This window comes from Streptomyces griseoloalbus (genome assembly GCA_014650015.1).
Lineage (GTDB): Bacteria > Actinomycetota > Actinomycetes > Streptomycetales > Streptomycetaceae > Streptomyces > Streptomyces griseoloalbus.
On record BMUD01000002.1, the window covers coordinates 449,741 to 473,067 of the forward strand.

General features: G+C 73.9%; 11 protein-coding genes and 1 pseudogene. 6 read left to right on the forward strand and 6 right to left on the reverse strand.

The window, feature by feature from the left end; all coding sequences use genetic code 11:
- Window positions 1–49: 49 nt before the first annotated feature.
- Entirely contained in the window at window positions 50–3,865 is a 3,816-nt protein-coding gene (locus IE178_RS05110; protein ID WP_193511436.1) for a type I polyketide synthase, read from the reverse strand.
- Window positions 3,858–12,635, reverse strand: a complete 8,778-nt coding sequence (locus IE178_RS05115) for a non-ribosomal peptide synthetase (RefSeq protein WP_193511437.1) — start codon at window positions 12,633–12,635, stop codon at window positions 3,858–3,860. The genes IE178_RS05110 and IE178_RS05115 overlap by 8 nt, the downstream gene beginning before the upstream one ends.
- A gap of 503 nt (window positions 12,636–13,138) precedes the next feature.
- Between IE178_RS05115 and IE178_RS05120 the strand changes: the two genes are divergently transcribed.
- Window positions 13,139–14,467 (forward strand): phthiocerol/phthiodiolone dimycocerosyl transferase family protein, encoded by a 1,329-nt coding sequence (locus IE178_RS05120; protein ID WP_438874346.1) that lies wholly within the window; start codon window positions 13,139–13,141, stop codon window positions 14,465–14,467.
- Between the two features lie 14 nt (window positions 14,468–14,481).
- Window positions 14,482–15,003, forward strand: a complete 522-nt coding sequence (locus IE178_RS05125) for an RNA polymerase sigma factor (protein ID WP_184762322.1) — start codon at window positions 14,482–14,484, stop codon at window positions 15,001–15,003.
- 107 nt (window positions 15,004–15,110) lie between these two features.
- On the opposite strand, the gene IE178_RS35715 is transcribed toward IE178_RS05125, so the two are convergent.
- The gene (locus IE178_RS35715; RefSeq protein ID WP_318279856.1) at window positions 15,111–15,362 is read right to left on the reverse strand and encodes a LuxR C-terminal-related transcriptional regulator; all 252 of its coding nucleotides are present in this window, start codon (window positions 15,360–15,362) and stop codon (window positions 15,111–15,113) included.
- Window positions 15,363–15,398: 36 nt separating this feature from the next.
- Window positions 15,399–15,926, reverse strand: a pseudogene (locus tag IE178_RS35720) (PAS domain-containing protein); the annotation flags it as partial.
- Window positions 15,927–16,636: 710 nt separating this feature from the next.
- Here IE178_RS35720 and IE178_RS05135 point away from each other — a divergent pair.
- Together IE178_RS05135 and IE178_RS05140 are read left to right on the forward strand one after the other, a co-directional pair.
- On the forward strand, window positions 16,637–17,860 hold the full coding sequence (locus IE178_RS05135; protein ID WP_438874347.1) for a helix-turn-helix domain-containing protein: 1,224 nt from the start codon (window positions 16,637–16,639) through the stop codon (window positions 17,858–17,860).
- Window positions 17,861–18,065: 205 nt separating this feature from the next.
- Window positions 18,066–18,875, forward strand: a complete 810-nt coding sequence (locus IE178_RS05140; RefSeq protein ID WP_193511441.1) for a PhzF family phenazine biosynthesis protein — start codon at window positions 18,066–18,068, stop codon at window positions 18,873–18,875.
- Window positions 18,876–18,936: 61 nt separating this feature from the next.
- On the opposite strand, the gene IE178_RS05145 is transcribed toward IE178_RS05140, so the two are convergent.
- Window positions 18,937–19,737: a CPBP family intramembrane glutamic endopeptidase gene (locus IE178_RS05145; protein ID WP_193511442.1), complete on the reverse strand. Its 801-nt coding sequence runs from the start codon at window positions 19,735–19,737 to the stop codon at window positions 18,937–18,939.
- A gap of 79 nt (window positions 19,738–19,816) precedes the next feature.
- Window positions 19,817–21,337, reverse strand: coding sequence for a glutamate-cysteine ligase family protein (locus IE178_RS05150; RefSeq protein ID WP_193511443.1), 1,521 nt, complete (start codon window positions 21,335–21,337; stop codon window positions 19,817–19,819).
- Window positions 21,338–21,895: 558 nt separating this feature from the next.
- Between IE178_RS05150 and IE178_RS05155 the strand changes: the two genes are divergently transcribed.
- Entirely contained in the window at window positions 21,896–22,480 is a 585-nt protein-coding gene (locus IE178_RS05155) for a hypothetical protein (protein WP_184762328.1), read from the forward strand.
- A gap of 325 nt (window positions 22,481–22,805) precedes the next feature.
- Window positions 22,806–23,006, forward strand: coding sequence for a DUF5999 family protein (locus IE178_RS05160; RefSeq protein ID WP_184762329.1), 201 nt, complete (start codon window positions 22,806–22,808; stop codon window positions 23,004–23,006).
- Window positions 23,007–23,327 lie beyond the last annotated feature (321 nt).

Genomic DNA, 23,327 nt, shown 5'->3' on the forward strand with positions numbered 1-23,327 from the left:
GTCATCGGTGTGGGCCGGGGACAGGGAACGGGGCGGGTGCTGGGGTGGATCAGCCGGTGAGTCCGCGCAGGGCCTTGGCGACCACCGCGCCGATGCGGGCGATCGGCTCGGGTTCGGTCATCTCGTAGTGGCCGCAGGGCACTTGGTGATCGTGCAGGGTGCCGTCGACGTGCGGCCGCCAGGCATCGGACTTGCCCTGCAGTACCGCCAGGTCATCCGGGAAGTCCGTGGGCTGCTCCTGGGACGCGCTGAAGAACAGCACGTCACCGCGGAAGACGCCGGGAGCGAACTGCGGTGCGAGGCGCAGGTTGTTGCGCATGACGGTGGCGATGGCGGCCGCCTCCTCGCGGGTGACCGGCGAGCCGGCCGGGTCCGCGGCGACGCGGGCGCCGATGCGGTCGAGGACGAAGTCCACGTCCGGCACCGCGGACCCGGGCTCGGGCGGCAGGCCGGCGACGCGCGACAGCAGGGCCGCCACCTGGCGTTCGGCCGCTTCGGGGTCGTGGCCGGTGCCGTGCGGCTGGGGGGCGTCGAGCATGGCGAGGAGTTCCACCCGCTCGCCGCGCTCCTGGAGCGCGCAGGCCATGGCGTGGGCCACGAACCCGCCGTACGACCAGCCCAGCAGCCGGTACGGGCCGTGCGGCTGCACCTCCCGCACGAGGTCGAGGTATGTGGTGACCATGGCTTCGGCGTCCGGCGCGGGCGGCCGGGTGCCGTCGAGGCCGACGGCCTGGATGCCGTAGACGGGCTGGTCACCGCCCAGGTGGGGCAGCAGGCCCGTGTACCGCCAGGACACGCCCGCACCGGGGTGGAGGCAGAACAGGGGGGTCGCGGTGCCCTCGGCGCGCAGCGGCAGCAGCGGCCCCAGCGCGGTGGGGGCGGCGCCCGGCGTTCCCCGGGTCTCCTCCTCGGCCGCCGCGAGGACTCCGGCCACCGTGGGCGCGGCCATCAGTTGCGCGGCCGGCAGGTCGAGAACTCCGGCCTGGCGCAGCCGGCCGGCCAGCAGTACGGCGCGCATCGAGTCGCCGCCGAGGTCGAAGAAGTTGTCGTGCACGCCGATGCCGCCGATGCCGAGGGTCTCCTCCCACAGCCGGGCCACCGCGTGTTCGCGCTCGGTACGCGGCGCCACGCACTCGTTCGTCAGCCGGGGCCGCGGGGCGAGCACCGGGCCCCGTTCCTCCGCGGCCGGGGTGTCCGGTGCGGCGGGGTCCGTGCGGGCGCCGGGGGCGTCGATCCAGTGGCGGTGCCGCTCGAAGGCGTACGGGGGCAGGGGGGCCCGGCGGGGAGCGCCCGGCACCGGCGGGAGGGCGGCGTCCACCCCGGCGCTCCACAGCCGGCCCAGGGCCTCCGCGAGGACGAAACCGTCGGACGCCTCGGCCTTGGCGTGCCGCATCGTGGTCACCGTCACCGGTGTTTCGCCGGCGAGCCGGCCGGTGGCCAGCTTGGTGAGCGTGTCCCCGGGGCCGATCTCCACGAGCACGGGGTGCAGGCGGTCCCACAGGGCGGCGATGCCGTCGGCGAACCGCACGGTGTTCCTGGTGTGGTCGATCCAGTGCCGTACGGAGGTGGCCTGCGCGTCGGTGACCCAGGTGCCGGTGACGTTGGTGACGTACGGGATACGCGGCGGGCGCAGCGTCACCGTGCGCAGGTGGCGCTCGAAGGTCTCCAGGACCGGGTCCAGGACGTGGGAGTGGGCGGCGACGGGGATGCGCAGGCGGCGGAACGGCACGCCCCTGCGGGTGAGTTCGGCCTCCAGACGGGTGATCGCGTCGAGGTGCCCGGCGACGGTGCACGCGGTGGGCCCGTTGACGGCGGCCAGGGACAACTCGCCGCCGAGCAGCGGCGTCACGTCCTCGGCGGGGGCGGCCACGCCGACGGTGGCCCCGCCGGCGGAGCTGATCAGCCGGATGCGCTCGGTGACCAGCGGCAGCATGTCCTCCAGGTCGATGACGCCGGCCAGGCAGGCCGCCGTGTACTCGCCGAGCGAGTGGCCGATGAACGCGTCCGGACGTACGCCCGCCTCCATGAGCGTGCGGGCCAGGGCGTACTCGGTCACCACCAGTCCGAGGAACGCGGCGGTGTCGTCCGGCCGTTGCTGCTCGAAGAGGGCGGTGCGCAGGTCGGCGCCGAGCGCGGGCCGCAGGACGCGGGCGCACTCGTCGACGGTGTCCCGGTAGACCGGGTGGTCGCGGTAGAGCTCCGCTCCCATGCCGGCGTACTGGGTGCCGCCGCCCGGCAGCAGGAACGCCACACGGGCGGGTTCGTCGCCGGTGGGCGGTGTACCGGGGGCGGCGGCGCGCAGGGCGTCCACGGCCTCCTCGCGGGACGCGGCCGTCACGGTGAGGCGGTGGCGCAGCGCGGGCCGGTCCGCGCGCAGGGAGTGCGCGACGTCGTCCAGGCGCAGCTCGGGCCGTCGCTCGAGGTGACGGGCGAGCGCTTCGGCCTGGCCGGGCAGCGCGCCGGCCGTGCGCGCGGAGAGCGGCAGCACCAGACGTCGGCTCTCCTGCGCCGGACGGGGTGCGGCGGGGGTGGTGGGCGGTGCCTCCTCCAGGATGACGTGGGCGTTGGTGCCCCCGATGCCGAAGGCGCTGACGGCGGCCCTGCGGGGATGGTCGCCCTCGGGCCAGTCCTCCAGCGCGGTGGGCACCCGGAACGGGCCGGAGCCGAAGTCGATGAGCGGGTTGGGCCGGTCGAAGTGCAGGCTCGGCGGGATCTGCCGGTGCTCCAGGGCCAGCACGGCCTTGATGAGTCCGGCGATGCCGGCGGCCGCTCCCAGGTGGCCGATGTTGGTCTTCACCGAGCCGAGGGCGCAGAAGCCGCGCCGATCGGTGCTCTGCCGGAACGCGTCGGTGAGGGCGGACACCTCGATGGGGTCGCCGAGTTTGGTGGCGGTGCCGTGCGCCTCGATCAGGCCGATGGTGCCGGCGTCGACCTCCGCCTGGGCCTGCGCGGCCAGGACGACCTCCGTCTGGCCCGCGGCGCTGGGCGCGCTGAAGCCGACCTTGCGCCGGCCGTCGTTGTTGACGGCGCTGCCGCGGATGACGGCGCGGATGCGGTCGCCGTCCGCGAGGGCGTCCTCCAGCCGCTTCAGCACCACGGCCCCGACACCGTCACCGGAGGTGGTGCCCGCGGCGTCCGCCGCGAAGGCGCGGCAGTGGCCGTCGGGCGAGAAGGGCCCGTCGGGCACGTGCCGGTAGCCCAGCGACGCCGAGGGGTTGAGGGAGACGGCGGCGGCGAGCGCGGTGTCGCACCGGTGGTCCAGCAGGTCCTGGCAGGCGGTGTGCACGGCGACGAGCGCGGTGGAGCAGGCCGTCTGCAGGGACACGCTGGGGCCGGTGAGGCCCAGTTCGTAGGAGACGCGGGTGGCGAGGGTGCCGAGGGAGTTGGCGGTGGCCGCGTGCACCAGCGCGACCGAGCCGGGCTGCCCGGCGAACCGCGGGTACACGTGGGCGGGGTAGTAGCGGCTGTCGCCGCTGCCCGCGTACACGCCGAACGCCTCGGTCGTACGCTCACCGCCCAGGCAGCCGGCGTCCTCCAGGGCGTGGTAGGCCGTCTCCAGCAGCAGCCGTTGCTGCGGGTCGACGACGGCGGCCTCGGCGGGGCTGTAGCCGAAGAAGCCCGCGTCGAAGCGGTCCATGCCCTCGACGACCGATGCCACGCGGACCAGCGAGGGGTCGTCGAGGTCGCGCGGGTCCCCGCCCGCGGCGAGGAACTCCTCGTCGGTGACGGGCCGCACCGACTCCCGGCCGGCCGCCAGGTTGTCCCAGAAGGCGTCCAGGTCGTCGGCGCCCGGGAAGCGGCCCGCCATGCCGATCACGGCGACGGCGGGTACCTGCTCGTCCTGCGGCTCGGTGGTGTCATGCATGGCCTCGGCCCCTCTCGTGCCGTGCGGCGCGGCGGGCGCGGGCCGCGCGTTGCCGCTGTGCTTGTTCCTTGGCGCGGTCCAGGCCGCTCGACGCGGAGGCGGCGGACCGCTGTGCGGGATCGGCGGCAGACCGCTGTGGCGCGGGGTCGGCGGACCGCTGTCCGGTGGACGCGGCCGGCGACGTCCCGGCCGGTTCCGGCCCCGGTGACTGCTCCGCGCCGGTCGTGGTGCCGGGGCCGTTCAGGGCCGACAGCCTGCGGGCCAGGTCCCGCACGGTGGGGTGGGCGAACAGGTCGACGACCGACAGGTCGGCCCCGAAGGCGCTGTTGACGGCGCTCTGGGCGGTGACGAGCAGCAGCGAGTTGCCGCCCAGGTCGAAGAAGTTCTCGTCCCGGCCCACCCGGTCACGTCCCAGTACGCCGCACCACACTTCGGCGAGGCGGCTCTCCAGCCGCCGCAGGTCCTCCCCCGGGTCCGCCTGCTCCCGGCGTTCGGAGGTCCCGGCCGAGCGCAGCACCCACGCGTCCGCCAGGCCCGCCGCGCGGGCGGCGTCGGCCGCCGCGCGGTGGAGGGCGCCCAGGTCGGTGCCGTCCTCCAGGCCGACGCGTGCCACCAGGCGACGCACCTGGCGGACGGGGGCCACGACGTGGCTGCGGACCCAGGGGGCGCTGCGGTCGGCGCCGATCAGCAGGTGCGGCTCGTCCAGGGCGCGGGCCAGGTCGAAGGAGCGCAGCGCGGCGGTCGCGTCGAGCAGTCGGTAACCGCGGGCCTCGGTGAGCGCGGTGAGACCGTAGCCGCGGCTCATGCCGTGCTCGCGCCACATGCTCCAGGCCAGGCTCTGTGCGGGCAGGCCCAGGCTGCGGCGGTACAGCGCGAGGGCGTCCAGGTAGGCGTTGGCGGCGGCGTAGGACGCGTTCATGGAGCCGCCGAACCAGCCGTTCACCGAGGAGAAGGTGACGAAGGAGCCGACCGGGTGGTCCTCCGTCAGCCGGTGCAGAGTCCACGCTCCGTCCACCTTGGCCGCCAGGGCCCGGCGCCAGGTGGCGGGGTCCAGGTCGCCGACGGGGCGTTCGACGAGGGTTCCGGCCAGGTGCAGCACCGCCGCCAGGGGGACGCCCCACGCCTCGGCGGCTGCGTCCACCGCGGCCCGTACCTGGTGTTCGTCGGTGACGTCGGCGCAGGCGTAGCGGACCTCGCCCAGCTCGCGCAGCCGCCGAAGGGTCCGACGGCGGTCCGCCTCGGGTGCCGGGCCCTCCCCCTCGGGCAGCGGGGTGCGTCCCAGGATCAGCAGCCGGGTGCCGGGCGTGCGCAGCAGATGGGCCGCGACCTCGCTGCCGACACCGCCCAGTCCTCCGCTGATCAGCGTGAACCCGTCGTGCGCGGGCGGCTGTTCGCGGGGCGGCGGGTCCGGCAGCGGTGCCAGGCGGCGCACGTAGCGGTGTCCGCCGCGGTGGGCCACCTCCGCGTCCGACGGTGCCATCGCCGACTCGGCGAGCAGGACGGGCAGCGGTTCCTCGTCGGCGTCCGCCGCCAGGTCGAGGTGCGTGCCGCGCAGCCCGCCGAGCTCCTCGCCCAGCGACTTGAGCAGGGCGCCGGCCATGGCGTGCGCGGGGGCGGGCCGGTCGCCGGGGTGGACGGCCTGGGCGCCCGCCGTGACGTGCAGCAGGTGGACGGGGCGCTGCCGGCCGGGTCGGGCCGCGAGGGCCCGGGCGAGCGCGAGCAGGCGCCCGGTGCCGGTGTCGTCGGCCGGTGCCGTCCCCGGCGCGCCGGTGGTGCTCAGCCCGTCGAGGTGGAGGACGGCGTCGACCGGCCGCAGGTCGGCCTCCGACTGCCGCAGCAGCACGGTGTGATCGGCCTCCTCGAACGGCCGGACCCGGTAGTGGGCGGCGTCGAGCCGGGTGTACTCCGTCCCGTCGGTGACCACGGTGCACAGTCCGCCGCCGGACCGCAGCGCGTCGGCGACCCGCTCGGCGAGCCGGTGGACGCGCGGGTCGCCGCCCGCCAGGAGGAGGGTGTGCCGGCCGGGCGGGACCGCGGCGGGGCGGTGTGCCCGGGCGCGCTGCCACACCGGCCGCAGGAACCAGTCGGGCAGCGTGGCCGCGGTGCCCATCAGCAGTTGGGCCCGGCGGACCTCGTCGTCGAAGGCACCCGCCTCGAAGCTCTTGCGCAGCCGGGTGCGCTGGATCTTGCCGATCTCGGTCTTCGGGACGGCGTCCGTCTCCACCGGGATCAGGAAGGCGGGGCTGACGCCGATCTCCCGGGTCACCTTGCCGGCGATCTCCCGCAGGGCGGCGGCCGTGTCCCCCGCCGCGGCTTCGGGGGCGAGATGGAAGAAGAGAGCCAGTTCGTCGGTGGGCGCCGACGGGTCGGAGCGCACCGCGACCGCTGCGGTGAAACTGCGGACCACGTGCGGCAGTTCCTCGACGCAGGCCTCGATCTCGTGGCTGTAGTGGTTGACGCCGTTGACGATGATGACGTCCTTGGCGCGGCCGGTGATGTACAGCTCGCCGTCGCGCAGGAACGCCAGGTCGCCGGTGTCGAACCAGCCGTCCCCGGTGAACGCCTCGGCGTTGGCCCCCGGGTTGTCGTGGTAGCCGCCGGTCACGGAGGTGCCGCGGACCTGGAGCCGGCCGGCGGCGCCCTCGGCGAGCACCGTGCCGGCGTCGTCGACGATCCGCATGGCGAACCCGGGGTAGGGACGGCCGCAGCTGACGAACGTCGACTCCGCGCCGTCGGGTTGACCCGGCAGCACGGCGTCGGTGACCACCGAGCAGGTCTCGGACATGCCCCAGCCGGGGTGCATCACGTCCTGCGGCAGGCCGAACGGCTCCAGCGCGTGCAGGAACCCGCGGGCCGCCGCGGCGACGACGACCTCACCGGCGTTCATCACCAGCCGCATCGGCGACAGGTCCCAGGTGCGGTCCGCGAAGCGGTGGACCTGTTCGGCGAGCAGCCCGAAGGCGAAGTTGGGCGCCCAGGTGACGGTCACCCGGTGCCGGTCGGCGAGGTCCATCCAGCGCGGTGGGTCCTGGAGGATCCAGGAGGTGGGCGCGTGGATCTGACGGCAGCCCAGGTACACGTCCCGCAGATGGAACATCACCACGCCGGTGACGTGGTCGAGCGGGATCCAGTTCAGGGAGACGTCCGCCGGGCCGAGGCCGTTCATCTGCTCGGTGGCGGCGGAGCGGGTCAGCACGTTGCGGTGGGTGAGCCGCACCGCCTTGGGCAGGCCCGTGCTGCCGGACGTCATCAGCATCAGGAGGAGGTCGTCGGGCCGGGCGGGGTGCCAGTCGTGGTCCTCGGGCGCCTCCCGCAGCGCGTCGGCCGTGGTCAGCCGCAGGCCGGGCCAGTCCTGCCGGGCGGCGAGAGCGCGCAGGCCGGCCTCGCGGCCGGCCGAGCACACGATCCAGGGGCGGCCGAGCATCCGCCAGATGCCCTCCAGCTTGGTCAGCGCCGCCGAGGGCGTGTCGTAGGAGGCGGGGACGGTCAGCGGCACGGCGACGAAGCCGCCGAGGATGCACCCCCAGAGCACGGCGAGGAAGTCCTCGGTGGCGTCGCACTGCAGGATGACCTGGTCGCCGGGGCGCAGTCCGGCCCGCCGCAGTCCGGCCAGCACCCGCGAGGCCTCCGGAACGAGGGACGCGTAACTGCGCCGGTGCTCGCTGCCGTCGGGGTGGACGTGGACGATGTCCCCCCGGTCCCACTGCGCGGCGCGCCGCAGTGCCTGGGCCCAGCCGGGCACGGACGGTTCGGTGAGGGCGGGGCCCTCGCTGAGCGCCGGGACGGTGGACGCGGGTGCGACGTCAGCGGTCCCGGCGGCCGGTTCGGTGCGGTCGGGCAGTCCGGCGTGGCGGCGGTCGAGTTCCTCGGGGGTGTTCTCCACCGACACCTCGGCGGTGGTGACGCCGGGGACACGGGCCAGGCGGTCCCGCCAGGCCTCGGCCGCGGTGCGGTCGACGGCGGGCAGGGCGCGCAGCGCCTCGGTGTCGACGGCGCCGTCACCGTCGCGGGGCAGCGTGTTGACCGCCGTGACGCGGACCGTGCCGTGACCCGCGCGGTCCAGGACCTCCTCGACTCGCTCCACGGCGTCCGCGCGTCCCGGCACCACGTGCAGGCGCGGCGGACCGCCGTCGGCGCCCGGGAGGACGCGGGCGTCGCGGATGCCGGGCACCGACAGCGCCGTGCCCTCCAGTTCCGCGCCGCCGGGCGCGGGCGGTGCGGGGGTCCGCCGCGGGACCGCCGGCAGCGCCCCGACGCGGACGCCGGGATCGGCGCACACCGTGCGCAGGACGTCGTGCAGGGCGCGGGCGAACGCCTCGGCGGTGCCCGCGTCGTACAGGTCCACGGCGTACTCGACGTGGACCGTGAGGCCGTCGGGCGCCCCCTCGGGGGTGCGCCGTTCCAGGACGTCGACGAAGAGGTCGAACTTGGCGGTACCGGTGGCGGTCGGCCGCAGTCGCGTCCGCCGGCCGTCCAGCCGGAGTTCGGCGGGTTCGTTGTTCTGCAGGGCCAGCATGACCTGGAACAGTGGGTGCCGGCCGGGCCTGCGGGGCGGGTTGAGTTCGTCCACCAGCCGGTCGAAGGGCAGGTCCTGGTGGTCCAGGGCGGCCAGGTCGGCCGTGCGCAGCCGGGCGAGGAGGTCCCGGAAGACGGGATCCTTGGAGGTGTCGGCGCGCAGGACCAGGGTGTTGGTGATCAGGCCGATCAGCCCGTCCAGGGCCGGTTCGGTGCGGCCCGCGACCGGGGTGCCGAGGACGATGTCCTCGCCGGCGCCACTGCGGGTGAGCAGGGCGCTGACCGCGGCGTGCAGCACCATGAAGAGGCTGGCGCCGGCGCGCTCGGCGAGGCCCAGCAGGTCCCGGTGGAGGCCGGCGTCGATGTCGGTTTCGACGTGCGCGCCGCCGCCGCGCGGCGCGGCGGGACGCGGCCGGTCGCCGGGCAGGGTGCACTCCTCGGGCAGGGCGGTGAGCGCCGTGCGCCAGTGGTCGGTCAGCCGCTCCAGCCGGCCCGGTCCGTCCGGTTCGGGTGCCAGCAGGTCGCGCTGCCACAGGGCGTAGTCGGCGTACTGCACCGGGAGCGGGGCCCACTCGGGCGCCCGGCCGGCGCGGCGGGCCGCGTAGGCAGTGCTCAGGTCGTCGGCGAAGGGGCGCAGCGACCAGCCGTCGGCCGCGCTGTGGTGCAGCACGAGCAGCAGGGTGCGGTCGGTGCCGGAGCCCAGCAGCCAGGCGGCCAGGGGGCTTTCCGCGGTGAGGTCGAAGCGGTGTCGCAGCGCGGCGGTGACATGGGCGGCGGTCTCCGCGGCGGGGCAGTCGATGTGGCGCAGCTGCGGACGGAGCCGGCCGGGCGGCAGGACGCGCTGGTACGGCGCGCCGTCGTGCTCGGCGAACACCGTCCGCAGGGTCTCGTGGCGGTCGGCAAGGTCACCGAGGGCCGCGCGCAGCGCCCCGGCGTCGAGTTCGGCGTCCACCGGGACGAGGAGCGGGATGTTGTAGGTGGCCGCTCCGTCGTCGAGCCGGTTGAGGAACCACATGCGTTCCTGGGCGAAGGACAGCGGCGGGCGCTCCGGGCGTACGGCGTCGCCCAGGGCGGGGCGCGGGAGGGCGCTGCCGGACCGCGCGGTGAACCGCTGGGCGAGGGCGACCGGCGTCGGCGCCTCGAACAGGGCGGTGATGGGGATCTCGGCGCCGGTCTCGTGCCGCAGGCGGGCCAGCAGGCGGGTGGCGAGCAGGGAGTCGCCACCGAGGTCGAAGAAGTTCGCGTCGGTGCCGACGGTGTCGCGCGGCAGCCGCAGCACGTCCTCGAACAGCGCGCACACCAACGCCTGTTGCGGTGTCGTGGGGCGGGCGCCGGACGCGGCGGCGGTGAAGTCCGGGGCGGGCAGGGCCGCGGCGTCCAGTTTGCCGTTGGGGGTCAGCGGCAGGGTGTCGACGGGGACGCAGGCGGCCGGGACCATGTGGTCGGGCAGGCGGGTCGCGGCGTGGGCGCGCAGGTCGGCGGGGCTCACCGGTTCCCCGTCGGCGGGGACGGTGTAGGCGACGAGCTGCTGGGCGCCGTTGCCGGCGCGGCGGACCACGACGGCGGCCCGGGCGACGCGCGGGTGGGCGGCGAGGACGGCCTCGATCTCGCCGGGCTCGACGCGGAAGCCTCGGATCTGTACCTGTGCGTCGGCCCGGCCGAGGTAGTCGAGTGTGCCGTCCGCACGGCGTCGCGCCAGGTCGCCCGAGCGGTACATGCGGGTGCCGGGCGGGCCGTAGGGGTCGTCCAGGAAGCGCTCGGCGGTCAGCTCGGGCCGGCCCAGGTATCCGGCGGCCACGCCCGCGCCGGAGACGTACATCTCGCCGGTCGCGCCGGGCGGCACGGGACGCCCGTCCGCGTCCAGCAGGTGCACGCGCAGATCGGCGAGCGGGCGGCCTATGACGGCGGCGCGGCGCGTGTCCTCCAGGTCGGCGCGGGTGAGGCGGTGGTGGGTGACGTGCACGGTGGTCTCGGTGATGCCGTACATGTTCACCAGCACCGGGCGGTCCAGGCCGTGCCGGTCCGCCCAGGGGCGCAGGCGCTCCGGGCGCAGGGCCTCGCCGCCGAACACCACGTAGCGCAACGCCCCGGTCCCGCCGTCCCGTTCGAGGTCGGCGTCGATCAACTGCTCGAAGGCGGAGGGCGTCTGGTTGAGGACGGTGACGCCCTCGCGGTGCAGCAGTTCCAGGAAGTCCCGGGGCGAGCGGCTGACGGCGTACGGGACGACGACGACCCGGCCGCCGTGCAGCAGGGCGCCCCAGATCTCCCAGACCGAGAAGTCGAAGGCGTAGGAGTGGAACAGCGTCCAGACGTCGTCGGCGCCGAAGTCGAAGTGCTCCGCGGCGGCGGAGAAGAGGCGGACGACGTTAGCGTGCGGGACCGGCACGCCCTTGGGACGGCCGGTGGAACCGGAGGTGTGGATGATGTAGGCGGTGTCGGCCGGGCTCGTGGGGCCGTGCCGGTCGGCGGCGGTGAGGTCGGCGGCGGACCGGCGGGCGAGGCCGGCGGCCGTCTCCGGGTCGTCCAGCACGACGACGGGGCACGCGGTCCCGGCGGCCGGGCCGGCGTGGGCGTGCTCGGTGACGAGCGCGACGGGTGCCGCGTCCTCGACGACCAGCCGCAGCCGCTCCGCCGGGTGGCCGGGGTCGAGGGGGAGGTAGGCGGCGCCCGTCTTGAGCACGGCCAGCAGCGCGGGCAGCAGCCGCACGCCGCGTTCCAGGGCCAGCGCCACCACTCGGCCCGGTCCCGCGCCGTGTTCCGTCAGCAGCCGGGCCAGGCGGTTGGCGTCGGCGTTGAGCTCGGCGTAGGTGAGATGTTCGTCGCCGCAGGTGACGGCGGTCCGCCCGGGTGCGGCGGCGGCCTGCCGTTCGAACAGTTCGGTGAGGGTGTGCTCGACCCGGTGGGTGCGGGCGGGCGTGTCGCGGGGGTGCTCGCCCGGCAGCAGCAGGTCCAGGTCCCGCAGCGGTGTCGTCGGCGCGGCCTCGGTCAGCCGGTGCAGCAGGGTGAGGAACCGCTCGCGGTGCAGGGCGAGTTCGTCCTCCTCGTACAGGGCGGGGTTGGCGTCGAAGGCCAGCCACAGGGTGCCGGGCCGGGTCCCGGGCCGTACCGATATCTGGAGGTCGTCGACGGCTCCGCCGGACAGGTGGTGCCAGGTGGTGGGGTGCCCGTCGAAGGCCGGTGACTCGTCGAACGGGACGATGTTCAGCACCGGCCCGTACAGCCGGCGTCCGGTGCCCAGCAGTCCCAGGTCGCGGCGCAGGAACTCGCCCCGGTACTGCTGGTGCCGGCGTAGGGCCCGCAGCTCGTCCGCGACGGCGCGCGCCAGCTCCGCGACGGAGGTGTCCGGGGCGGCGGCCACGCGCAGCGGGAGGACGTCGGAGGCGGTGCCGGGGGTGCGCAGCGCGGCGCTGCCCAGCCGGCTCATCGTGGCCAGGCCGAGCACCAGGTCCTCGGCGCCCGTCATCCGGTGCAGGTAGGCGGCGGTGGCGGCGGTCAGCAGGTCGGTGCGGGAGACGCCGAGGCGGGCCGCCGCCGTGTTCAGGGCGTCGGTCCCGGCGGTTTCCAGCTCGGCGGTGCGGCGCAGGAAGGGGGCGGTGGGGGCGGCGGTGCGGGAGGTGAGCCGGGCGGGCTCGGGCAGCCCGGCCAGGCGGTCGGTCCAGTGGGCGCGGTCGCGGGCGTACCGCTCGGAGTCGCGGTAGGCCGCTTCCTCCTCCTGGAGCCGGCTCACCGGGGCGAAGACGGCGGGGTCCGGCTCGCCTCCCTCGGCGAGCGCGTTGTACGTCTCGGCGAGGCGGCGCCCGAGGAGCTTGTAGCTGTAGCCGTCGAGCAGGATGTGATGGGCCCTCAGCAGCCAGATGTGGCGGTCGGCGGCCAGCGTCAGCAGCGCGTGCGAGAACAGCGGGCCCTTCTCGGTGTCCACGGGGGTCGAGAGGTCCGCGCGGATCCACGCCCACGCGGCCGCCCCGGGGTCCTGCGCGTCACGGACGTCGACCCGGTGCAGGGTCCAGTCGTCCGGGTCCGGCGCGACGTGGCATCGGGGGCCGTCGTCGGTGTCGACGAAGCGCAGGGCGAAGGTGTCGGCCTCGGCGACGGTGCGCCGCAGCGCGGCCTCGAAGCGGCCGGTGTCGAGGGGGCCGTGGATCTCGACCGCCTCTGCGGTGTTGTACGCGGCGCTGTCCGGCGCGAGCCGTTGGGCGTACCAGAGCCCTTCCTGGGCCCCGGACAGCGGTCGACGTTCGTCGTCCTGGAGTGGCATAGCGCAACCCTCACGTGGCAGCCGTGGTGTCCCGGCCGGCGAAGGCCCGGCCGGATCGGACGGGTGCGGACCTCGGCCCGTGCCGCCCTCGCGTCGTCGTACGCGCCGGGCCGGACCAGGGGGAAAAGGAGGTCGCACGCCGAGGGCGTGGGGATTCGCGTCGCCCCACCGCCGGTTCTACGGCACATCACGGTGAGGTACCGGGGCCGGAAGGGTCAAGGCCGGATGGGGCCCGTGGCCGTCAATTCAGGTTTTCCCCTGGAGATTGCGGCCGGAGGGAGTGCGGGACGCGCAGCAACCTTTAGGGAAATCACGCGAATCACCTTCGCGGCGCGCTCCCGGGTGGATCCGGCAGTGCCGCGCGGTGCACTCTCGGAAGGACCCCCGACTCCCCGGAACGCCCGGCGACGGAAAACCGGTGCCGGGCCGTGGGACGACGAAATGGACGACCGAAAGAGGGCTGACGCATGCACCGTGCGCTGTGTCCGGTTGAGACGCTCTACGTGGGCCAGAGAAGCAGGGCCGTCCTCTCCTGCACCCTGCGCGGGCGCGTCGACGTGGAGGCGCTGTCGGCCGCGTTCGACGCGGTGACCGGACAGAACCCGACGCTGCGGTCGTGCATCGTGCCGGACGGTCCCGGGTACGCGCTGCGCCTCCTCGGCGAGGACGAGCGGCCCCGGCTGGTCACCCGCACCGGCGACGAGGACGAGGCCTACGCCGCCGAGCTGAACACGCCCCTGCCGGTCGGGGGGCCGCTGACCCGCGCCGTCCTGGTCAGCTCGCCGGACGGCGGACGTCATCTGTTCGTGCTCCTGGTGGACCACACCGTCATCGACGGCCACAGCAGCATCGCCCTGCACAACGCGCTGTGGGACCACTACCGGGCGCTGGTCGGCGGGGAGCGGGCCACGGCCGCGGATGCCGCCGTTCCCGAGGCGCCGCAGTGGCCGCGGCCCGTGAGCGGTCTGCTGCCTGCCGCCGACGAGGGCGACACGGCCGCATACCTGGACAGCCGTCTCGAGGAGATGCGACGGCACCCCGTCGAGCTCGTGCCGTACGACGTGCGGCGTCCGTCCCCCACCGGCGTCGCGGGTCAGGGCGCGGACGGTTCCGCCGACGGGCACATCGAGGTGTGCCGGCTCACCCTGGACACCGAGCGCACCACCCGTCTGCGCCGGACGGCGCGGCAGTCGGGCGTCTCCGTGCACTCCCTGATCGGCGCGGCACTGCTGGCGGCGGCCAGGCGGCGTCTGGACGGTGACGGTCCCCGGACACTCGGCTGTCTGTCCCCCGTCGACCTGCGATCACGGCTGTCCCCTCCGCTGCCCGCTTCCGTCATGGTGCCCGCGGTCACCACCCACCTGCAGACCCTGGAGGTGTCCGGGTCGTCGGATCCGCTGGACCTGGCACGTGCCGTCCACGCCCGCCTGAGTGACTTCATCGCCCGCGGCGACCAGTTCCACGAGATGCGCATCACCCCGGAGATCCCCCGCAACCCCGCGCTGCAACTGGCCACGGTGATCGCCACCAACATGGGCGTCGTGCCCGGCCCCCGGCTGCCGAGCGGGCTGCAGGCGGTCGACGTCCGCCTGGTGCCCGCGCGGGAGCAGTACTTCCCGCAGGCGGGGCGCAGTCCCGTCATGGCGTGCGTGGTCTCCTTCGAGGGCCGGCTCTCCATCGAGTTCCCGCACTACACGGCCTGTTTCAGCCCGTCCTTCATACAGGCGTTCCGCGACGACGTCCTCGACGGCCTCCTCGCCTTCACGCGCCCCGCCCGACCGGGCACACCCCCGCGGACCGCCCCGGCTCACGCACACGCCCGGCTGCTGTGAGGAGTCAACCCCCCATGACCACCGTCAGCGAACTCCCCTCCCCCCTGACGCTGCTCCCCCGAGCCCAGGCGGGCGACGAGCACGCGATGAACCACCTGCTGACCGGCATCACGCCCTACGTCGCACGCATCTGCCGGTCCATCACCCACGACGACGGCGCCGACGCGACGCAGGATGCGCTGCTCGCCATCTACCGCGGTCTGGGCACCTTGCGTGAACCGGCGGCGTTCTACGGCTGGGTGCGCTCGGTGACGGTCCGCGAGGCCGTCCGCGCGGCGAAGCGGTACGGCGAGGAGCGTGCCTGCCCCCATCCGGAGTCCGGGCAGGAGACGAACCCACTGGACGCGGTGCACATCAGCGACGTGCTGGAGCGGCTGTCCCGCGCGCACCGGCAGGTCCTGACCCTGCGCGTGTACGGGCTCAACGAGGAGGAGATGGCCGAGCTCCTGTCCCTGCCCGTGGGTACCGTGCGCTCCCGGCTGTTCCGCGCCCGCCGTCGCTTCCAGGAGGCGTGGCAGCAGCCCTCCGCCGCGTGAGGCGGACACCCGCTTCCCCGGGCGGTGCGACGGCCGGGCGTACGGCGGCGGCCGTGGCGGTGGGCACCGCCACGGCCGCCGGGGAAGCCGCCGAGCCGCGTTCGGGGTTATGTGACGCGCTCCGGGAGGACTCGGGGCGGCCACTGGCCCGCGGCGAACACACCGAGCGCGTGTGCGCGAGCCACCAGCGCGGGCCGGTTCGGCGCGTCGAACCTCCGCAGCATCTGCCCGACGCGGTACTCGATTCCCTGACGGCTCAGATAGAGACGAGAGGCCAACTGGACCGTGGACTCGCCGCGCGCCACTCCCTCGAGCACCTGTGCGTCGAGTGCGCTGAGCACGGGTCCGTCGTTGTTCACCGCCCCACTGTGCCGTTCCGGCCGGTGGGAATTCCCGGTGGGACGGAAAAGGATGACTATGCCGACGATTTCTCCCCACGGACCGGTGACGGCGGTGCCGGTCAGGTCCGCGGAAAAGACCCGGCCCGCGCCGTCCCGGCCCGTCACCCTTTCCGTGACACAACTGTTTCGGCCTTCGGAAAGAGCGGCGAACCGCTCCCGCAGGCGGGCGGGATCCGGTGAACGGAGGAGGCCGAGAAGGCCTCGCCCGCATATCTCGGCGACGCTCAGGCCGAATTGCCGGGCGAATTCGGGTTCCGCGGCCGTGACGACCAGGTCTTCGGGGGACGCGTGGGCCGTGCAGACGCCCTGTCGAGCGGCACCGCCTGGTGGACGGCTCCCGGTGAGGTACCGGTCGGCAGCGGAAGCCGGGTGTACGACTCCCTTCCTGTTGCGCGGCGAAGCGCCGGGCGCACTCGTGGACACCACGGACATACCGTCCCTCTTCCTGCGCGTGGGGGGTGGGAAGCACTGCTGTGCGCACGGCCGTACCGACGCTTCGGGGCCGGTGTGCCGGCGACGCATCGGTGCCCGTGCGCGCGCCACCTCGTCGGTGGCTCTGGTCAAGCGTTCGACGCCGTCCGGCGCATGCCGCTGGCGCCGGACGGCTTACCGGTCGGGGCGGAGCAGCGGGTCGGCGCCCGGTCGACCGGGTACGGATAACGTTGTCATGGCCATTCGATCTCGCCGCTCGGCAGGCGAAGCGAGACGGAGTCCGAAGCGTCGGACGCGAGGACCACGAGCGCCTGGCACTCGAGGCTCGCCGCTGTGCTCGCGAGAGCCGCTTCGATGGCGATCGCGACCAGTCGTACGGTCGGCCTCCGCGGGGAACCCGTACGGGCGTGACGGAGCACGAATACCTCCACGAAGCGAGAAGGGGGGAATCGCGTCAGGACGGCACCCCAGAGACTAAGGTGTGGCAACCATCGTGACAAGGCTTTGCCAAGTGACCTGAGTAACGTGTCAACTACCTTGCCGGAGCGACGCTTTCGGCGCTCACCACAGCCCGTCGGGGGGCTCCCCTGGCCTCAAACAGGCCGCTGAGCTGGGGAGTTGGTCAGGTCATATGGACTTGCCGCCCCTTGGTGCACTCCTTAAGGTGTTGCCAACTCGGACCGTCTACGGGCCGGCCGGGAACGGAGGCCCCGACGGACGCACCAGCGGACCAGAGGTGGGAGATGCTCGAGCAGCCGCTCTTCGGCCGGCGACTGAGAAGGCTCCGGCTGGAGCGAGGCATGAGCCAGGCGAGCCTCGTCGGCGAGGGCATGTCGACGGGATACCTGTCACGCCTGGAGTCCGGTGAACGGCGCCCCACCGAACGCGCGGTGGCCTATCTCGCGGAGCGGCTCGGCATCGACGTGTCGGCGCTGGCCCAGGGCTCGGACGGCCGCTCCCTGAGCCAGGTCCTGGCCGCCGTGACCTCGGCGCCGCCCGGCGTGGACGACACCGCGGCCCTCAGCCACGCGGTCGACGAGGACGCGGGGGACGATCCCGCCGCCCGCTGGCAGGCCCTGTGGCTGCTGAGCCGCGCCGCCGGCCGGAACGGCGACTACCAGCGGGAGCGGGCACGGCTGCTGGAACTCATCGAGCTGAGCGACCAGTTGGAGGCGGCGGACCTCCGGGCCAGGTCGCATGCGCAGTACGCCCGCTGCCTGCGGGCACTGGGCGACATGCGGACGGCGGAGCCCGCGGCGGTGGAGGCCGTGTCGATCGCCCGCACCGGCGACCTCCCGGTGGCCGACACGCTCGCCACCCTGCTGGTGCTGATCAGCATCGAGACGGAACTCGGCAGGCTGGACGAGGCCGGGCGGCACGTCGACGAACTGGAGCGGGATTTGCTGCCCTCGGTCGCGCCGGCTCAGGCGGCCGAGGCCCTGTGGACCGCCGCCATGGTCAGCAACCGTCAGGGCGACCACGCCGCCGCCCAGGCCAGGCTGGAATCGGCTCTGGACCTCGTCCAGGGCCGAGACGACCTCGTCCTGTGGACCCGGCTGCGGGCCGCCGCCACCACCGCCGCGCTCCAGATGTCGCCTCCCCGGGTGGCCGCGGCCGACCGCTGGCTGAGCGAGGCCGCGTCCGTCCTCGACCTGATCGGCACGCCCCTGCAGGTGCAGGAACTGCGGGCGCTCCAGGCGCATCTGGCTTTTCACAAGGGCCAGTTGGGCGTGGCCCGGACACTCAGCAGCGCCCTGCTGGCGGAGAAGGACCTGCGTCTGTCCTACCGCGACCGGGTACGGCTGTCGGTCCTCGACGGCCGGCTGAGCATCCTGGACGGCCGCGTCGACGAGGGCATCGGCACCCTGCAGCGACTGGGCCAGCAGGCGACGGAGTCGAGGAACTTCGACCTGGCGGCCCACATCTGGCAGACCTTGGCGACGACCCTGGCCGATGTCCGCCCCCCGCAGGCCCGGGTGGCGGAACACGGCACGTCCGGGCCGGTTGCGCACTCGGCCGGCTGAGGCGTGCGGCCGCGGCCGGACCACGCGCCCCGGCGCGCCAGGGCCCACGGTGCGACCTCCGAGCGGCGCCTGCCACGGACCGGTGGCCCGGCTCCCGGCCGACTCCGGTGACACCTCTCGCCCGGGTCCCGGCGCCCCGCCGATCGGTCCAGTGCTCGCGCATTGGCCTTGGCCCGCGGTCACGCGCCGCCCTTACGGTCGCCCCATGCGGATTCGAATCGTCGACGCCTTCACCGACCGGCCCTTCGCCGGCAACCCCGCCGGGGTGCTGCTCCTGGACGCCTTCCCGGACGACGGCCGGCTCCAGAACATCGCCCTGGAGGTCAATCACGCCGAGACGGCCTTCGCCCACCCGCTTCCCGCCGGCGGGGAGGCCGACTGGGCGCTGCGCTGGTTCACCCCCTCCGTCGAGGTCGCGATGTGCGGCCATGCCACGCTGGCCGCCGCGCACGTCCTGCACACCACCGGCGCGCACAAGGGCCCGGTGCGGTTCGCCACCCGCAGTGGCGTCCTCATCGCCACCCCCGGCGAGGACGGCGCCGTCACGCTGGACTTCCCCACGGCCCCGCTCACCGCGGTCGACGTCCCCGCCGGCGTCGCCGAGGCCCTGGGCGCCGCGCCGCTCACGGCGTTCGACACCGGCCCGAACATCGGGGACCTGCTCGTCGAGGTCGCCGACGAGCGGACGGTCCACGCACTGCGGCCGGACCTCAAGGCCCTGGCCGCCTACTCCGAGCGCGGCATCATCGCCACCGCCCGCGCCGAGAACCCCGCTGTGGGCTACGACTTCGTCTCCCGCTGCTTCTTCCCGAACGTCGGCATCGACGAGGACCCCGTCACCGGCAGCGCGCACACCGCTCTGGCACCGTACTGGTCCGAGCGGCTCGGCCGCTCCGTCCTCACCGGCCTCCAGGCCTCACCGCGCTCCGGCCGCGTCCGCACGGAGCTGCGCGGCGAGCGCACCCTGCTGAGCGGCCGGGCCGTGACGGTCATCGAGGGCGACCTGCTGGTCTGAAGCGGGTACGGCGAAGGGGCGTACGGCCGTGCCGCACGCCCCTTCGCCGGGTCCGGCCGGCTCACGCCGTCGGCAGCCAGTCCACCTTGCCGGCCAGCAGCGCGTACCCCACGAACGCCCCGATGTCGAGCAGCGTGTGCGCGACCACCAGCGGCCCGACGCGGCCCCAGCGCCGGTAGAGGAAGACGAACACCACGCCCATGACCATGTTCCCGATGAAACCGCCGATGCCCTGGTAGAGGTGGTACGACCCGCGCAGCACCGAACTGGCCGCGAGCGCGGCACCCGGGGTCCAGCCCAGCTGGTCCAGCCGGCGCAGCAGATAACCCACGACGATGACCTCCTCGAGGATCGAGTTCTGCATCGCCGAGAGGATCAGCACGGGGTACTTCCACCACACCTCGGGCAGCGCCTCCGGCACCACGGTGAGGTTGAAACCGAGTCCGCGCACGGCCAGGTAGAAGGCGATGCCGCTGCTGCCGATGACCGCCGCGACCGCCGCTCCGCGGCCGAGGTCGGGCCAGGGGCGGGTGCGGTCGAAGCCGAGGGTGCGCAGCCCCGCCCCCTCCCGCAGCAGGACGTGCGCGACCAGTGCGACCGGGACGAGCGCCGTGGTGATTCCGAAGAGCTGCCAGGCCAGGTCCAGCCAGGGGCGGCCCGGCGCGGCCGAGGCGTTGAGGGTGGCCGCCTGGTCCTTCAGGCCGCCCGGTTCGGTGACCGAGCCGAGAAAGCTGATCAGCGCGGACACCCCGCTCGCGCCGAGCGACAGCGCGAGCACGAGCAGGGTCTCGTCGCGGAGCGTCGTCCGCGAGAGCCTGCGCTCGACATACGAATCGGCCCCCGGGCCCGCCTCCGCCTGCACACCTGCCTCCACATCACCGATCGGTCCGATCAGTATGAAGGCAGCTGTCGTGGGCCCGGCCGGGGGTCCGCCACGCGGGTCAGCCCGTCGGCACCGCCGGTTCCGGCAGCCCCACCGGCCAGGTGTGCACCGGATCGCCCTGCCGCATCAGCTCGCGGTACCGACGGGTGGTGGCGGCCAGCGCGGCCTCCCGCCCGAGGCCCAGGTCCAGGGCCCGGTGGAAGGTCGCGGTCTGCCAGGTCGCGCCGTTCACCCGGCGCCGGCACCGCTCCTCGATCACACCGAGGTACAGGTCGCGGTCGGCGGGTTCGATCCCCCACGCGTCCAGCCCGGCCTCGGCGAGCGGCAGCAGTTCGTCCCGTACGAGGGTGACCGCGTCCACCTCGCCCGTGCCGCCGTAGCGACCGCGCCGGGGCCAGGTGAGGCGGGCGTCGATGCCGTGCCTGCAGGCCGCGTCGAAGTTGGCGGCGGCGGCCTCGAACGGCAGCCGGGACCACACCGGCCGGCTGTCCTCGGCGAGGGCGCGGACCACGCCGTAGTAGAAGGCAGCGTTGGCGATGACGTCGGTGATGGTGGGGCCGGCGGGCAGGACCCGGTTCTCCACGCGCAGGTGGGGGACGCCGTCGGCGATGCCGTAGACGGGTCGGTTCCAGCGGTAGACGGTGCCGTTGTGCAGGACGAGTTCGGCGAGGGTGGGGGTGCCGCCCCCGTCCAGCACCTCGAGCGGGTCCTCGTCGTCACAGAGGGGCAGCAGGGCAGGGTAGTAGCGCAGGTTCTCCTCGAACAGGTCGAACGCCGAGGTCACCCAGCGCTCCCCGAACCAGGTGCGGGGCCGCACGCCCTGGGCCTGGAGCTCGGGCGGGCGGGTGTCGGTGGACTGCTGGAACAGCGGCGGCCGGGACTCGCGCCACAGTTCGCGGCCGAACAGGAAGGGCGAGTTGGCGCCCACGGCGATCTGGGCGGCGGCGACGGCCTGGGCCGCGTTCCACACACCGGCGAAGCGCTCCGGGGTCACCTGGAGGTGCAGTTGCACCGAGGTGCAGGCGGCCTCCGGGGCGATGGACTTCGAGGTGCAGCTGAGGCGCTCCACGCCGTCGATGTCGAGGGTGAAGTCCTCCCCGCGCGCGGCCACGATCTGGTCGTTGAGCAATGCGTAGCGGTCGACGTCCGAGAGATTCGAGGAGACCAGATCGTCCCGGTCCAGCGTCGGCAGGATGCCGATCATCACGATCCCCGCGTCCACCTCACCGGCTTTCCGGTCGGCGTACGCGAGCGAGGTGCGCAGTTCCTCGTCGAGCCGGTCGAATACCCGGCCTCCCAAGCGGTGGGGGGCGATGTTCACTTCCAGATTGAACATGGCGAGCTCTGTTTGGAAGTCCCTGCTGGCGATGCGTTCGAGGACTTGCGCATTCAACATTTTCGGCATGCCGTCGGCGCCCGCGAGATTCAATTCGATCTCCAGCCCCATGAGGTTCTTGGGGCGGTCGAACCGCTTCTCCGCCAGGAGTCGCTCCAAGCCCGTCAGGCACCTGCGGAGCTTCTCGCGGTAGCGCTGGCGATCGGACAGGTCGAACTGACCTGCCACGACCTTTTCCCCCATTGAAGCGTCCCTCCTCGGATGGGCGGACCGAAGATCGGCCGCCGGGGTCCCGGTCCACAAGGGAGGATGCCCCGCGGATGCGATCGATAACGCCCCGGACGGGCGTGTCGACCGTTAGTCTGGTCGAAGGTGTCCAGTGGCACATTCACGGGGCATGGCGCAGAAGGCTCGGTTGGGGTCGGCTACGAACTCGTGAAAAGCGCCGACGAGAATTAGCCGACCGCTTCGCAGCCATTTTCCGAGGTCATCGGCGTGCGCCCTGCCTGGAATCGGGATGATTTTCGCGTTTCACCGGCCAGAAGTACCCTTGTTTCGCCGGATGAAAACAGCTAGACGAAACACAGCCTGAACACACGTCGTATAAACTTTGCGCACAAGGCAGAAGGTTGGCGCCCTCGGTCGAGCGATCCAGCCGAGAGGTGGCGTGCGGTTGTCCTCACCCCCGTCTCTCGCGCTCGGACCCCCGGTCCCTTCCTCTCTGACCTTCGCGAGCTGACAGCGCCGTCCGCCACGCCCCGCCCTCGCGCCACTGTGCCTTCGAATGAGAGGCGACCCACCATGCCCCTGCATGTCCCTCCGGCTCCCGCGCCCGCACTGCGTTCCGTCCTGACCGCGCTCTCCTCACCGACCGCGGTCCGCGAGGCCCGAACCCCCTCCCTGCTCGCCGCCCCGGGGCCCGCCTCACCCGAGCTGCCCCTTCCCGTGCACGTCCTGGACCGGGTCACCGCCGACGGCGGGACCGCGACGCGGCTGGCCGGGTGGCGTTTCCTGATCCGCGCCGGCGACCGCACGGTGGCCGCCGCGGACACCGTGCCCACCGCCGACGGCTGGGCCTTCTCCCGCTTCTTCGAGGGCCCCTACATCGCGTCGACCGAACTCGCGCTGCGCCAGGCCGAGGCGATGGCCCAGCCGTACCAGCCCCGGCTGCTGTCGGTGCCCGGCCTCTACATGCTGGCGCTCTGGCTGCACGACGATCCCACCGCGGACGGTGCCACCGGTCACCCGGCCGCGAGCGATCTGCTCGTCCCGCTCGCGCCGGCACCGCCCGGCATAGCGGCCCACCGCCCACACCGGGTCACCGAACTGCTCCCGGTCCTGACCCACCGAGTGGCACCCACCCGCCTGCTCGGCTCACCCGCCTGACCGTCCGCGACCGTGCACCCCGTCGTCCGGGCCCTCCGGGCGACGGGGTACACGCGTTCCCGCCGTCCCGACTTGACTAGCCCCCTTCGGCCAGTCCGAACCACCCGAAGGGACAGTGCAGTTGAGGTGAACCGTCCGCGCGGGTGATGCGTCATCAACCTGTGAGGAGCGGTGCCGCGAAATCCCTGCGGATCGGTGTCCGTGGGGCAACACTGGTTTCCGACCGACTTATCGCAACGGGGGGGCGGTCATGAACGAAGCTTCACGCCGCGGAACTGACACGACAGCCGACTCACAGGTCACCACAGAGCGAGAGATCCCATCCATGTGCCAGCACCAGCCACCGTGCCCCTCAGCCGACTCCGCCGACCGGGAGTCCGCCCGACTCGCGGCGCACCACCCGGAGCAGGGCTGGAGCCTGCTGTGCAACGGTGTCGTGCTCTTCGAGGACACCGGTGAGCTCCTGCCCGACGGCAGGGTCATCGCCCCGCAGCGTCCTCGCAGCGCCAGCCTGACCACCGCCTGAGCATCGCCGGGCGGAACGGAACCCGCCCGGGACACCAGGGGCCGGACCGCGGGACCTCCTGCGAACCGGCCCCCACGCGCGTCCGGAGTGGATCACTCACCGTGGTCGGGCGCACGGAAGGGGTGACCGGCGGCTCCCTCTTGCTGGACGTATCCACCATCGGCGCCGCCGACTGGTCGGGCGGCATGGCCGCCATCGAACACCCGCCGGCCCCGGGCACCGCAGGATCGGCCGGATCGCCGGATCGCCGGACCGCCTCGCCCGCTCGCGCGGCGTGGCCGACGCCCTCCGGAAGGTGCGGAAGCTCTCGGTCCCGTGCGC